At 37.3% G+C, this 13,746-nt stretch carries 12 protein-coding genes; 4 read left to right on the forward strand and 8 right to left on the reverse strand.

The window, feature by feature from the left end; genetic code table 11:
• Positions 1 to 38: 38 nt before the first annotated feature.
• From ACIFOT_RS02315 to ACIFOT_RS02325, 3 genes are all read right to left on the reverse strand, one after another.
• Entirely contained in the window at positions 39 to 557 is a 519-nt protein-coding gene (locus ACIFOT_RS02315) for an HD domain-containing protein (RefSeq protein ID WP_430061265.1), read from the reverse strand.
• 141 nt (positions 558 to 698) lie between these two features.
• Positions 699 to 1,565, reverse strand: a complete 867-nt coding sequence (locus ACIFOT_RS02320) for a thermonuclease family protein (protein WP_430061267.1) — start codon at positions 1,563 to 1,565, stop codon at positions 699 to 701.
• Between the two features lie 67 nt (positions 1,566 to 1,632).
• Positions 1,633 to 3,591 carry an LTA synthase family protein gene (locus ACIFOT_RS02325; protein ID WP_430061269.1) on the reverse strand — a complete coding sequence of 653 codons (1,959 nt, stop codon included), beginning with the start codon at positions 3,589 to 3,591 and terminating at the stop codon, positions 1,633 to 1,635.
• A 477-nt stretch (positions 3,592 to 4,068) separates the two neighbouring features.
• Between ACIFOT_RS02325 and ACIFOT_RS02330 the strand changes: the two genes are divergently transcribed.
• Both ACIFOT_RS02330 and ACIFOT_RS02335 read left to right on the forward strand, forming a co-directional pair.
• Positions 4,069 to 4,254, forward strand: coding sequence for a hypothetical protein (locus tag ACIFOT_RS02330; protein ID WP_430061270.1), 186 nt, complete (start codon positions 4,069 to 4,071; stop codon positions 4,252 to 4,254).
• Between the two features lie 79 nt (positions 4,255 to 4,333).
• A complete protein-coding gene (locus ACIFOT_RS02335; protein WP_430061272.1) occupies positions 4,334 to 4,513 on the forward strand; it encodes a small, acid-soluble spore protein, H family in 180 nt (59 codons plus the stop codon).
• Between the two features lie 42 nt (positions 4,514 to 4,555).
• On the opposite strand, the gene ACIFOT_RS02340 is transcribed toward ACIFOT_RS02335, so the two are convergent.
• The 3 genes from ACIFOT_RS02340 to ACIFOT_RS02350 all read right to left on the reverse strand — a co-directional run bounded on the left by ACIFOT_RS02340 (position 4,556) and on the right by ACIFOT_RS02350 (position 7,172).
• Positions 4,556 to 4,717 (reverse strand): hypothetical protein, encoded by a 162-nt coding sequence (locus tag ACIFOT_RS02340; protein WP_430061274.1) that lies wholly within the window; start codon positions 4,715 to 4,717, stop codon positions 4,556 to 4,558.
• Positions 4,718 to 5,033: 316 nt separating this feature from the next.
• Complete coding sequence (locus ACIFOT_RS02345) at positions 5,034 to 6,185, reverse strand: acyl-CoA dehydrogenase family protein (protein ID WP_430061276.1); 1,152 nt, start codon at positions 6,183 to 6,185, stop codon at positions 5,034 to 5,036.
• 333 nt (positions 6,186 to 6,518) lie between these two features.
• Positions 6,519 to 7,172, reverse strand: coding sequence for a potassium channel family protein (locus tag ACIFOT_RS02350; protein WP_430061278.1), 654 nt, complete (start codon positions 7,170 to 7,172; stop codon positions 6,519 to 6,521).
• A gap of 359 nt (positions 7,173 to 7,531) precedes the next feature.
• Between ACIFOT_RS02350 and ACIFOT_RS02355 the strand changes: the two genes are divergently transcribed.
• Together ACIFOT_RS02355 and ACIFOT_RS02360 are read left to right on the forward strand one after the other, a co-directional pair.
• Positions 7,532 to 9,037 carry a nitrate/nitrite transporter gene (locus ACIFOT_RS02355; RefSeq protein WP_430061280.1) on the forward strand — a complete coding sequence of 502 codons (1,506 nt, stop codon included), beginning with the start codon at positions 7,532 to 7,534 and terminating at the stop codon, positions 9,035 to 9,037.
• Between the two features lie 226 nt (positions 9,038 to 9,263).
• Positions 9,264 to 10,565, forward strand: a complete 1,302-nt coding sequence (locus ACIFOT_RS02360) for a NarK family nitrate/nitrite MFS transporter (protein ID WP_430061282.1) — start codon at positions 9,264 to 9,266, stop codon at positions 10,563 to 10,565.
• Between the two features lie 48 nt (positions 10,566 to 10,613).
• Here the strand turns inward: ACIFOT_RS02360 and ACIFOT_RS02365 are convergent, their stop codons facing one another.
• Positions 10,614 to 11,438, reverse strand: coding sequence for a LysM peptidoglycan-binding domain-containing protein (locus tag ACIFOT_RS02365; protein ID WP_430061284.1), 825 nt, complete (start codon positions 11,436 to 11,438; stop codon positions 10,614 to 10,616).
• A gap of 197 nt (positions 11,439 to 11,635) precedes the next feature.
• On the reverse strand, positions 11,636 to 13,723 hold the full coding sequence (fdhF, locus tag ACIFOT_RS02370; protein ID WP_430061286.1) for a formate dehydrogenase subunit alpha: 2,088 nt from the start codon (positions 13,721 to 13,723) through the stop codon (positions 11,636 to 11,638).
• Between the last annotated feature and the right edge of the window lie 23 nt (positions 13,724 to 13,746).

Below are 13,746 nucleotides of genomic sequence, written 5' to 3' on the forward strand. Positions count from 1 at the left end.
AAATAAAAACAGCTGTGTAAGTGATTACACAGCTGTTTTTATTTTTTGGATATTTCCGTATCTATCCATTGATCCAGACGGATGATACTTTGTTTTGCTCTCTCATAATCAATAGTTCGATAATGATGCATACCGCCTTCTTCTTCATCCTTTTCATCTGCCCATTTCACGATTTGCTGCAATGGCGTCCGTACGATATCGTTTGAAGGCAAAAATGAATCCGTATGAAATAAAATGGCCAGGGCAATTGTCTTTGCCTTTATTGGATTTTCACCAAGACGAATTAAAAGCTTATGGGCACGTTCTGCTCCTTTTATAGCGTGAATATCATTCTGCTTGTACAATTCATAATCCCATTTTCCGTTTTTATACCATGTATAATGCCCCATATCATGAAGAAGTCCTGCTTTTGACGCAATATCCACATCTAATTTTTGCTCTCTCCCCAAGTGAAAAGCATGATACGCCACTGCAATCGCATGGGCTAGTCCCGAGCGATTTAAATATTTTTGTGCAATATGATGTTCAAAGATATTTATTAATTTAACGTCTCGCATTTGCTCTCCCCCTTCTGCTGCATATATTTCATATATTATATGATAATCACTAAGACTTAGCTATTTTAATATCATAAAAAAATAAAAAAGGCAGTGAGCTTTTCTAACATGGCCCACTGCTCTTTTATAAAATTAATTATCCTACCGTTTTGATTTACGGTAGCCCGCATCCAGAGCTTCCTTTTCAGTACAAAACCAAACGATATTATCGTTCGTGGAAGCATAATAAGAACCACCTGGAACATGAAAAATATGAGAATTTGCATTTCCTTTAATTTTCCCTTTACAGTCAAGATTTGATTCTTGAACATCATTTGGGTTATTTTGATAATTGCTTTCCACAGATGTGCCGGATTGCGAAGCAGGTGACTTTTCTTTTGTCACTTGATTGTTCGAAGCATGATAACCATCTTCCTGAGCATAATTTTCAATGGACCAAATGCCAATACCTTTTTTTTGAGCCTCTTTTTGAATCGCATAAAATTCATCCACATATTTCGTATTGGGCGCATAAATATAGGCAACTCGCGCAAGGCCTTGTTCAAGAAGCATCTCATTAAACATTTTTCCATTAACATAAATATAAGCAAGCAAACGACCATACTTGTCACGGCCATTACCAATTCCAGGTTCTATTTCTATCTTCGTTCCAACAGAAAGGATTTTTTTCGTGTATTCAGATGCCTCTGGTCCAAAGGGCTGAACCCCTAGGCGGGGGTGATGTGTTTCCGGTGTATCCACACAAAGCATCCGAATCTTTTCGACTTTTCCATTTAGGTTGACCTCCACCGTATCGCCATCTATATTTTTAACGATTGTGGCAGATAGTAAATTCTTATTATTAACCTCTTCAGATGAAGAAGGTTCTTTTTCATTCTGAACAACTGGCGTTGTTGAATTTTTATCTGATTTGACTTTTTCTGCGACTTCACTTCCTGAACATCCTGAAAGAATGAATGATATCATTACAAAGAAAATAAATAATGGTTCAAAAAACTTTTTATTCATCAGTGATCCCCCTACCCGATTACCTATCAAACAGAAAAAAGAGAGAAGAAAATTTCTTCTCTCAATTTTAATTATTTTCAGTCGCTTTGGTTCCTTTATTCCCTTTTGGTCCTAAATATTCGTAATCGTTCGGATTAATAGGTGTATATCCCTGAGGCTTATAGAATCTTAATAGGTCTTTATAAACAACCTCATCGGACATTTGAAGTTCACTATTTACCTTATCACTAATATCCTTACATGCATTGGCTTTATCCACCACTGCACCAGTCGCAGTGGAATAGCATTTATCTTTAATCTGAATAACCTCAGGTGAGACAAAGTCTCCATTTCTGAATAGAGCCCAATTGCGGTGATCTTTTGATAATAAATCTGATCCAAACTCCATGTAATCCTTAGTATCAATTCCTAATAAATGCAGTAGAGTAGGACGAACGTCCACTTCACCGCCATACTGCTTTTGAATACCGCCTTTTACACCTGGAACATGAATAAATAATGGAACTCGCTGCAAATTAGCATTGATTGTTGGCGTAATTTCATCAACCCCAAGAACCTTTGCCATTGCATCATTATGGTTTTCTGAAATTCCGTAGTGATCACCGTACATAACAATTACAGTATTATCATATAAACCAGAAGCTTTTAAATCGTTAAAGAACTGCTCAAACGCTTGGTCCATATAATGTGCTGATTGGAAATATTGGTTAACCACTGTATCCCCAGTATCGCCTGCAGGAAAATCAGTATCTTTTGGATCCATTTCAAATGGGAAATGGTTCGATAAAGAAATAAACTTTGTATAGAAAGGCTGTTTCAAGCTAGTTAGTAATGGCATTGATTCTTTAAAGAAAGGTTTATCCTTCATGCCATAGTTCTTTGTATTTTCATCACTCATGCTATAGTATTCAGCATCAAAAAACTGATCATAACCTAAAGCTTTATACATTACATTTCGATTCCAGAACGTTTTATAGTTCCCGTGGAATACTGCTGAATTATACCCATAACCCTTTAGGATTGAAGGAGTTGCTTGATAAGTGTTTTGTGCTTTATTAACAAAAACGGCACCCTGGGCCATTGGATATAATGAGTTTTCCATCAAGAACTCGGCATCAGAGGTTTTTCCTTGCCCTGTCTGATGATAAAAGTTTTCAAAATAAAACGTGTTTTTGTCATGTGTTAGCGAGTTAAGAAACGGTGTTACTTCCTGCCCATCAGGCATTTTATAATTAATCATAAAGCTTTGAAATGATTCCATTGAAATATAAATGACGTTCATTCCTTTAGCTTTACCAAAATATTCAGGGTTTGGAGCAGCATAATTCGCTTTACGATAGTTCTCAACATCAGTAATATCACTTGAATCAGCTAATGCTCTTTGACTTGATGATTTAATATTTTGAATCACATCATAAATCGTAAAGTTATAAGCACCTAGATACTTCACTAAATAATTTCGGTCAAAGGAACGGCTTAAGAGCTGCGGGCGATCCTTTTCGGCTAGACCAAGATTAAATAAAAACGTAGTAATTGAAAAAAGCAAAACAATTTTAAAGGATTTTCTGTTCGTTACCGTTACTTTCTTAAATACTGTTAATGCTAAAGCAATTAAGATAAACATATCGGAAAAATAAAAAATATCAAAAGGTGACATTAATGAAAGGGCACTGTCCCCTAGTTGTCCCGCGTTTGTCTTAGTCTGCATTAAAACTGGCACAGTAATAAAATCATTAAAAAAGCGATAATAGGCAATATTAGCGTACAATAAGAACGATAAAAAGAAGTTGGTAATAATCATGACAAGCTTAGTACGCTTCTTAAAAAGCAGTGCAATTCCAAAAAAGAAAAGCGCTGAGCTTAATGGGTTAATCAATAATAAAAATTTCTGCAGGTTATTATCAATGCCTAAGTTAAATTCAATTTGATATGCCGCATATGTTTTGATCCAGAATAATACTACGGCAATGGCGAAGAATGTAATATGACTATTGCTGAATTTTTTAGGTAGTCTAATTTTATTCATCTCTATAATTCTCCTCTCACTTACCAAAATAAGCTCCGGTAAACGAACCTCAATTACTATAACACAGATTCTTATAAAATAAAAACATAAATTATGCCATTTTAAGTAATATATGACCTAAAACGTACGTCTTTTTTCTAAACCATTCGACAAACCGATTTCCCCCTTCGGCTTGTTCAAACCCGTGTCAATTAAATATCCCTTTAATCTTATGTTGGTTATATGTTGGACATGACTATTTTCAATCCTCAATTATATAAGACGATTTCACTTATAATTAGTTTCATCTTTTTCACCATTTAATTTCACCCAAATGATGGAAATCCTAAAACGAAAGTGATTTTCATCTATTCTATACCTGAAAAATAGAGGATGCAATATGATTTTTTACTTATCTTTAAAGATGGGGATTTTGCATGACTTCCATGGTTACTGGTTAGTCTAAACATATAGTTATTATAAAAAGGAGAAATAAATATGCCGAGAATAAGGCCTGAATTTACGAAGAGTCCATATTTCGTTGATGAACCCGGAAACTGGCATTTAAAACCTGGTGCACCAAAGGACTTGCAAGTTGAACTGACTAATTATTTGAATAATCTAGAAGAAATTGAACAACCAGGTACGATCAATGGTATCCAAATTGAGCCTTATGAACGATAATCATCAAGTTCAACCGAGTTTCTACTATAATATAGACATTCAGAAAGCGGTTACAAAAATAATTTTTAGGAGTGAAAATATGAATGTAAATCGTGTAAAACAAATATTATCTTCTTCCGCTGATATTGAGGTCAAATATAACGGCTCTTCCGTATGGATTGACCAATTAAATGAAGATGGAAAAACAGCAACAGTCCATTTACGGGGGCCACTAGAAGAAAGAACAATAGTGGAAATTGGTGAACTGATCGAAGAATAATTCATTTAAATACCATAAGTAAAGGCAGGTTTGATACCTGCCTTAAATCATGTCCTCATTTTCCTTATCAATGTCGCCTGGTTGCGGCTGTTCTTGCTGCACAATACTTCCAAGCACTTCTCGTTTATATTTACCTGCATCCTTCCCAGCGCCCGGCGCAATATTTGCCATTGGCAGCTGCTCTAATTCTTTCCCTCTGGGCATTATGCTTCACTCCTTTTTTATAACATATCCATTGAGATTCTAAATTATAAAAATGATGTCGAAAAAAAGGTTTTTTAAATTATATGGACTTTTTAGTCGAATCGTAGTTTTTATTAATTACCTCGTTTTTTTATGGAAATGTAATAACAAAAATGATAATGTTCTCAACAAGTCTGCTGATTTGCGCTCCAGGCGCATCGCTTTCCGCGGGCGTGCCGGAGCGAATCAACAGGCCAGCGGTGATGAAGATCCAAACAAAAAAATGCCGAGAAAAATACCCTTTCCCGACAATCTGACCAGCCATTTAGCTGGTTTTTTATTGGCAGTTAAGTATGCTATGTTTCGCAAGGAGTTGAATTGTCATATCATCCATCGGAGGATTATGCAGACCTGCTCGTACATCTCGATAATATCGCTGCAGGGGATTTTGTAACGAAAGGCTTTTGGCGCCAACGATTCTCATGGCAAGGTCTACTATAGAAATAGCCGAATTTGTAACCGTTAACTTTGCAGCACCCAATATTGGTCCCATCTTATCCCTTTCTTGTTCACTCGAAATATCCCATTGTTTTGCAACGCTATATAAAAAATACTCTGACTGCATAAGTTTTAACTCTATTTCTCCTATTTTTTGCTGAACGTTTGGCAAATCGATTATGGTGCCTTGAATACTATTAGGTGCATAGTTTTCAGCAAATTGGATGGCATACTTTTTAGCGGCTTTTGCAATTCCAAGATAACAAGCCGGGATATGAAGAAGCCAGCCGTTTGCTCTTTTGTTTTCGAAGCGAACTCGTTCAACGAAGTTCTCATCAGGTATCATTACATTGTTAAGAATTAAATCATGACTCCCTGTGCCTCTTAAAGCGATACTGTCCCACGTTTCTTCTATCTCGACCCCATTTGTAGACCGTGGAATGAGGAAGTTGCCAATTTCATTTGAATCTTTTATCGCTGCATTGACAATAAAATAGTCAAGAACAGGAGACATTGTCGTAAAGGTTTTCTTGCCATTAATCAACCAATTATTTCCGCTTTTTTGTGCGTAAGTCACTGGCCTGCCCCCGCGTGTTGGACTTCCGGTCATTGGTTCTGATTGAGCACTATTAATTAAAGCGCCCTGTTTCACCTTTTCACAAAGCACTTTAAAAATGCCTTCATCCCATGGTTCTTTTTCACTTAGATTAAGAAGGATTCCCATATGCCAGCCTATTGATAGAGCGGTTGCACCATCGCCTTCGGCAATCATCTCCTGTAAGCGAATTAACTCATATAGGGAAATTTCCTCCCCTCCGTATTTTTTCGGGACTGTTAATGAAGTATAGCCAGAGGTTTTTAAATCCTGAATATTTTCAAACGGAAAGCTCCCTTCAATATCTATTTGATGGGCCCTTATAAGAAACTTTTTTGATAGATTTTTCATAAACGCTAATCGCTCGTCAAAAGATTTAATATCATGAAAATTCATCGAACATCGCTCCCATTTTCCATTGTTATTTCTATAGTAACATGCCAGCAACCATCCATCATTTTTTATTATGAATGCAAAAATAATAGAGAGAAATTTGTCTATTTTTGGTATAATTTGTTATTATACGGTAACTTGAAAGGGAGCTTTGATGTGGCAGATTTTATAAAGGATTTGTTTCTTCATTTTTTTATAATAATGATCATTCCTCTTGTCCATAAATTACTTTCAAAACAGAAAAAAGAAAGGAATTTCCAAATTGCTTTTAGCTTGCAGGTACAAAATTTAAGCTTGTTTTACCAAAACAGCCCCCCAATTAATTGGGGGGCCTCTTTATTGAAGATTAGCAAACCGCTCAAGGTCACGATTTTCACCAATAATAACTAAGACATCACCATAACCGATTTTTTCATCTGGTGAAGGTGATATATTAATTTCGTTATCATGGCGAATGGCAATTACACTAATATTATACTCTGCCCTAAGGTCTATCTCTCTTAAAGTTTTTTCCACCATCCTATCAGGGATTTTCACCTCTTCAACACTATAATCCTTTGAGATTTCGATAAAATTCAACACGTTAGGTGATAAAAGCTGATGAGCCACTCTAATTCCCATATCACGTTCAGGAAATACGACCCAGTCTGCACCAACTTTTTTAAGCACCTGACCATGAAGCTTATTTAAAGCTTTTGCGATTACCTTTTTAACCCCCAGCTCCTTTAGGAGCAAAACGCTTAAAATGCTAGCTTGGATATCATTGCCGATGGCCACGATCACATTGTCAAAGTTAAGGATTCCAATTGATTTTAATGCCTCTGAATCAGTTGAATCCGCTATGACTGCATGTGTCACATACGGATGGGAGTCCTCCACCCTTTCTTCATTCACATCAATACCAAGTACTTCCTGGCCGGATTCATATAATTTATTGGCAATACTTAACCCAAACCTTCCTAAACCAATTACTGCGTATTGATCAGCCATATCGTCAATATACCTCCTTGATGTTTTTACCCGATCATGATTTTGCCCTATGGATATCTGAATGCATTTGGGTTTCTCCGCATTGTTACCGCAAAAGTCAGTAATAAGCACCTATTAAAATGATGGAGGCAAAACCCAGAACGAGAATCTTAGGTGGATTAGGAAAATTCTTTTTTCGCTGCATAATATTCCCCCTATCCTGCGTAATATCCAACCTTACTTTTTCCAAACTTTTACCTAATTATTTTGTAATTTTAATAGAATTGTGTCCAACCTCACAGTCAATTAAAGAAAATTGTTTTATAATACTCAAAGAAAATTTTCCCAAACAAAATGCTTTTATCGAGGGGGATTACTTTATGAACCAAGGAACAAAACAACTTTTTATTCAAACGGGAAGTCTTGTTGCTGGCTTTATGAACTGGGTACTTATTTCATCACTTATGCCTTTTATCAATGCGGATATTCAACTTTCCTCAACTCAGATTGCCTGGGTAACTGCCGTTCCTGTTATTTTAGGCTCCCTTCTTAGGGTTCCGATAGGTTATTGGACGAATCGATACGGTGCAAGAAAATTGTTTTCAAGCAGTTTTATCATTCTCCTTATACCTATTGCTGTAATTAGTTATGCGAATTCGTTACTAATGTTAATAATAGGCGGTTTTATGCTTGGAGTTGGCGGAGCAATATTTTCAATCGGTGTCACTTCTTTACCTAAGTATTTTGAAAAAGCTAAACATGGCTTTATAAATGGGATTTATGGGGCAGGGAATATTGGAACAGCGGTTACATCCTTTTTAGCTCCTGTTTTAGCCAATCAATTTGGCTGGAGAATGACTATAAAGATATACCTCATTGTCATTTTGGTTTTTGCCTTAATTAATTTTCTCCTAGGGGATCGTGAAGAAAAGAAAGTTATTCATCCATTATCCGAGCAAGTCAAGGAAGTATATAAAAACCCAAAACTTTGGTTCTTAAGCTTGTTTTATTTTATTACATTTGGTTCATTTGTGGCCTTCACCATTTATCTGCCTTCATTCTTAGTCAATCATTTTGAATTGAATAAGGTAGATGCCGGCCTGCGGACGGCAGGCTTTATTGCTTTAGCAACATTATTCAGACCTATCGGCGGCTGGCTCGGGGATAAAATCAATCCATTTCTTATCCTTATGGCAGTATTTTTCAGCCTGACATTTGCTGGATTTCTATTATCATTTACCCCATCTTTACCTATATATTCCTTTGGCTGTTTGCTAGTTGCCTTCTTTGCCGGCATCGGTAACGGGGCCATCTTTAAGCTTGTCCCGTTATATTTTTCAAAACAGGCAGGTATTGTCAATGGGATTGTTGCTGCAATGGGCGGCTTAGGAGGTTACTTTCCGCCGATTATACTAACCATTCTCTTTAATTTTACAGGTCATTATGCAATTGGATTTATGTCTCTATCAGAATTTTCATTAGCAAGCTTAGTCATTGTTGTTTGGCTTTTTTATCAGGAAAAACTGGATATATCCTCAAAAATTGTTAACCATGCCGTTGATGGAATCTGTGTAACCGATAATAACGGGATCATTCAAAAGGTCAATCCGGCCTTTACAAAAATAACTGGTTATACACAAAAAGATGTAATCGGGAAAACACCTAGCGTTCTTCAATCTGGTGAACATGACAATGAATTTTATAAAAGTATGTGGTCTGAATTAAAAACAAATGGAGTTTGGGAAGGTTTCATTTGGAACAAACGGAAAAACAATGAGATATACCGGGAATGGTTAACCATAACCGCTATCAAAGACGACATAGGGGAAATTAAAAATTACGTTGGCATGTTTTACGAAGATATGGTTAAGCCCGCAAAAAAATAAATCATGCGAAGGGATCCTCTATTGAGGGTCTCTTTTTCATTTGTTTTTAGTTAAAAATGTGATAAATATTACAACTTTTTGTCATTGCACCACAGTTCACAATTCCTTCACCATTTTTGTGACGTACGTCACAAAATTCATGTTACCATCTGATTTATAGTAACAACATAAACAACATTTACTCTTTCAAAGATAATTTTTAAAAGAATTTTAGGGGGAATAAAAAATGGCTCGAATTAATTATTGGAATCCAGAAGATGAAAAGTTCTGGAACACAGAAGGAAAAAAACATGCCAGGCGAAACCTATGGATCTCTGTTCCTTCATTGATGCTTGCATTCATCGTTTGGCAGATTTGGTCAGTTGTTGCAGTACGTCTTAACGATATCGGTTTCCAATTTACGGAGGAACAATTATTTACACTCGCTGCAATTCCGGGACTAGTCGGTGCAACCCTTCGTTTTGTCTATACATTCGCAGTTGGTTCAATAGGAGGAAAAAACTGGACTGTAATATCTACCGCCATTTTAGCAATACCGGCAATTGGAATTGGTTTTGCTGTCCAGAATCCAGATACTCCGTTTTCTGTCATGCTTTTGCTTGCAGCTCTTTGCGGACTTGGCGGTGGTAACTTCTCTTCTTCTTCTGCTAATATCAGCTTTTTCTTTCCTAAGAAGGAAAAAGGAACAGCCCTTGGTATTAACGGCGGTTTAGGTAATATGGGTGTATCAGTCGTTCAATTCGTAACACCTTTAATTATTACTTCAGGAACTTTCGCATTGGTCGGTGACAAACAAGTATTAGCAAACGGCCAGGAAGTATGGTTACAAAATGCAGCATTTATTTGGGTAATCCCAATCGTAATAATGACACTCCTTGCTTTATTTAAAATGGATAATGTCCCAGGCGCTAAACAATCTGTTGCAGATCAATTTGTCATCGTAAAACGTAAGCACACATGGATTATGACCGCTCTTTATGTTGCAACATTTGGTTCATTCATTGGGTATTCTGCGGCATTTCCGCTTTTACTAAAATCTCAATTTCCTGAACATATCTCACTTGCCTTCCTTGGTGCGCTTGTAGCCGCTGCTGCAAGACCTGTTGGCGGCTGGCTTGCTGACAAACTTGGCGGCGCAAAAGTCACTGCCTATGTATTAGTTATCATGGGGATTGGTGCAGCAGGAGTTATTTATTTCTTAAATGGCAAACAATTTGCAGGTTTCTTAATGGCTTTCTTGGTATTGTTCCTTGCATCTGGTATTGGTTCTGGCTCAACATTCCAAATGATTCCTAGCATTTTCATTCCTAAAGAAGCAGCACCGGTAATTGGCTTTTCAGCGGCCTTCGCTGCCTATGGATCATTCTTTATTCCTAAACTTTTTGGATGGTCTGTAAATGCAACTGGTACTCCAGTAACAGCTTTTTATTTCTTCATCGGTTTTTATGTTGTCGCCTTTGGTCTTAACTGGTTCTTCTATCAGAGAAAAGCAACTGTGGCCAAAACGATTGCTAAGCAAGTTGGATAATAAAAAAGAGTGTCAGGCACCGCGACGGTAGCTGACACTCTTTTTTTATTAATCTAATATTTTTATTGTAATTTGCTTTTTGCCCCATTGAATCGCTTTTTGTTCAGAAGGAATAAACACATCTATACGATTTCCTTTAATTGCTCCTCCTGTATCAGCAGCTGTAGCGACTCCATATCCTTCAACATATACTTTACTTCCTAATGGAATGACTTTTGGGTCCACTGCAATTACCTTTGCATTAGGGTTGGCGTTTAAATCAACACCTGTAGCTGTTGTGCCGGAACATCCTTCACAGGAGGCCGTATAGGCTGTAGCCTTAACAGTAATTTCCTTTGTCTTCTCAGGTTCACTTACCTTAGCCTCAGGCTTAGGAGCAGGTGCAGGTGCAGATGGAGCAGGAGCTGGAGCCGCTTTTGCTTCGACCGGTTTACTTACTGCAACTGATTCAGTTTCACCTGGGCTCCCTGTTGCAGCTGTTTTAACAGGCTCAGGCTTATTTATATTCTTATTGGTCAAACCTTGATAGATTACGAGATTTAAACCTGGATGAATTAAATCTGTGTTCAATTCATTCCATTCTTTTATTTGAGTAACCGATACTTGGAATTTTTGAGCAATATCCCATAATGTATCATCCTTTATTACCGTATATTGCTTTTCTGTTGCAATCGTTAATACATCTCCTGGATGAATCAGGTCAGTAGAAAGATGATTCCATTTTTGAATGTTTTCTACAGATGTATTATGTACTTTTGACAGATCCCAAAGGGTATCTCCTTTTTTTACAGTTAATTCTGCCGCATGTACATTAGCGCCTACAGTTCCTGAGAGTGCAGCAACTGCGATGAATGTTTTTAATTTACTTATCATTGTTTGTTCCTCCCATGTTCTCTCGTTGCTAACTTGTACTCATAATAACATGAAATTTTCTGAAACAAAGAACAGGGAGATGTTAATTAAATGACAAGAATGGCAATTATATTACGATAATATTTCTGATTAACTGAATAATCTGAAATCAAAATAAGAATAGTGCAGATTTTATCCACACTACTCCTTAATACAGACTAATTTATTTTTGCAATCGAAACAGCGCATGCTTTATATTCGGCTGTTCCAGAGATTGGGTCATATTCATTTAATGTTAATACATTCGTTGGGGTTTCACTCCAGTGGAAGCTCATAAACACAAGGCCAGGGACAACTTGTTCCGTAATCTTTGACTTAACCTCAAGTACTCCTCTTCGCGAACGTACCTGTACAATCTCCCCATCGGTAATGTCTAAAGCCACAGCGTCATCTGGATGGATATCAACTGTTTCTTCAGTTTGTTTAATTTTCACACCTGCGGCATAATGACGAGTCTGAGAATGAGTATTATAGGACTCATATCGTCTGCCGGTTGTTAACATAAACGGATACTCCTCATCTGGCAATTCCAATGGAGCCGTATAATCCACCGGTACAAATGGTGATTTTTTAGCAAGTGGGTCAGCTCGATGGAACCTTTCATGCATAATGAAGGTACCTGGATGTTTTTCATCAGGACATGGGTAATGGATGCTGTACTCTTTCTCAAGCCTTTCATAAGATATACCGCCGTACATCTCCCAAGCAATTCTTCTGACTTCATCCCAAATTTCTTCACTGTTGTTATAATGCATTGGATAACCCATCAACGTAGAAAGCTCACAAAGAATTTCCCAGTCTTCCTTTGTATTTGGATGAGCCTCAACCGCTTTACGAACCCTTTGAATTCTGCGGTCTGTATTTGTGTATGTTCCCTCTACCTCTCCCCACGACTTAGCTGGTAAGACTACATCCGCCATTTTTGCAGTTTCGGTTAGGAAGATGTCTTGAACAATTAATAAATCAAGCTTTTCAAATAATGTTTTTGTATGATTTATATGAACATCGGCAAGAAGGGGATTTTCTCCAATAATATATAATGCTTTTAACTCCCCCATTTCTAAGCGATCAAAAGTACGTGTTTGTGTATCGCCAGCCTGAGGATTGAGCACAACGTTCCATTCTTTTTCATAACGGGTGCGAAACTCTTCATTTGTTAGGCTCATTGCACCAGCAAGTTGATTTGGTAAACAGCCCATATCCCCTGCCCCTTGAACATTATTTTGTCCCCTTAGAGGCATAATTCCTGTACCTTGCTTCCCAATGTTTCCGGTTAGTAGGGCAAGATTGGCAATATCAAATACATTGTTAACACCGCAGTGATGCTCTGTAATTCCAAGGGTATAGGCAATCATAGATCCACTCGAACCCGCATACTCTCTAGCCGTTTCCACGATATCTTTAGCTTCCAGCCCGGTTATGGATGATGCATACTCTGGTGTGTAAAGCTCTACTTGTTGTTCAAGTTTTTCAAAGTCTATTGTAAATTGCTCGATAAATTGTGGGTCGTAAAGTCCTTCCTTTAAGATCACATGAATAAGGGCATTGATTAAGGCAATATCTGTGCCGACGTTGATTTGAAGATGACGATGGGCGATTTTGACCATATCTATTTTCCTTGGGTCAATCACGATTACTTTTAGCCCTGATTTTGCTGCTTTTTTAATACGATTAGCAATAATCGGGTGAGCTTCAGTCGTGTTAGATCCCATTAACAGCAATACTTCAGCCTTATCAAAGTCTTCAAGAGTATTTGTAGGGAAACCGCTTCCAAAAACAGTTGCCAGACCGGCAACGCTCGGAGCATGTCACGTTCGGTTACATCCGTCGATATTATTGCTATTAATGACGGTTCTCATGAATTTTTGTGTAATATAATTGGATTCATTTGTACTTCTTGCACAAGCGAACATGCTGATCGCATTAGGACCCCAATTGGTCTTAATTTCCGATAACTTATCTCCTATTAATCGATAAGCCTCTTCCCACGTTGCTTCAACAAGCTTACCGGCTTTCTTAATAAGCGGAGACGATAACCTATTTTTGGCGTGCACATATTCATAAGCAAAGGCACCCTTAACACATGTTTGCCCTTTATTGACTGGTGCTTCCTTGTCACCGCGGATTTTCATAATTTTATTATCTTGGACTTCAAGAACTAAACCACAGCCAGTACCACAATACCCACAAATCGTTTTTACAAAATTAGGTTCTCCCACTGTCTTCCCTCCCATAAAAAGATACATACCTATATAATCATATTAATCTA

The sequence above is a fragment of the Neobacillus sp. NRS-1170 genome (genome assembly GCF_050468025.1).

Excerpts from the sequence above, each read along its gene's own strand:
- ACIFOT_RS02340 (WP_430061274.1), bottom strand. The coding sequence starts at position 4,717 with ATGCCCAGAGGGAAAGAATTAGAGCAGCTGCCAATGGCAAATATTGCG.
- ACIFOT_RS02325 (WP_430061269.1), bottom strand. The coding sequence starts at position 3,591 with ATGAATAAAATTAGACTACCTAAAAAATTCAGCAATAGTCATATTACA.
- ACIFOT_RS02355 (WP_430061280.1), top strand. The coding sequence starts at position 7,532 with ATGAACCAAGGAACAAAACAACTTTTTATTCAAACGGGAAGTCTTGTT.
- ACIFOT_RS02335 (WP_430061272.1), top strand. The coding sequence starts at position 4,334 with ATGAATGTAAATCGTGTAAAACAAATATTATCTTCTTCCGCTGATATT.
- ACIFOT_RS02315 (WP_430061265.1), bottom strand. The coding sequence starts at position 557 with ATGCGAGACGTTAAATTAATAAATATCTTTGAACATCATATTGCACAA.
- ACIFOT_RS02345 (WP_430061276.1), bottom strand. The coding sequence starts at position 6,185 with ATGAATTTTCATGATATTAAATCTTTTGACGAGCGATTAGCGTTTATG.
- ACIFOT_RS02320 (WP_430061267.1), bottom strand. The coding sequence starts at position 1,565 with ATGAATAAAAAGTTTTTTGAACCATTATTTATTTTCTTTGTAATGATA.
- ACIFOT_RS02360 (WP_430061282.1), top strand. The coding sequence starts at position 9,264 with ATGGCTCGAATTAATTATTGGAATCCAGAAGATGAAAAGTTCTGGAAC.
- ACIFOT_RS02350 (WP_430061278.1), bottom strand. The coding sequence starts at position 7,172 with ATGGCTGATCAATACGCAGTAATTGGTTTAGGAAGGTTTGGGTTAAGT.
- ACIFOT_RS02330 (WP_430061270.1), top strand. The coding sequence starts at position 4,069 with ATGCCGAGAATAAGGCCTGAATTTACGAAGAGTCCATATTTCGTTGAT.
- ACIFOT_RS02365 (WP_430061284.1), bottom strand. The coding sequence starts at position 11,438 with ATGATAAGTAAATTAAAAACATTCATCGCAGTTGCTGCACTCTCAGGA.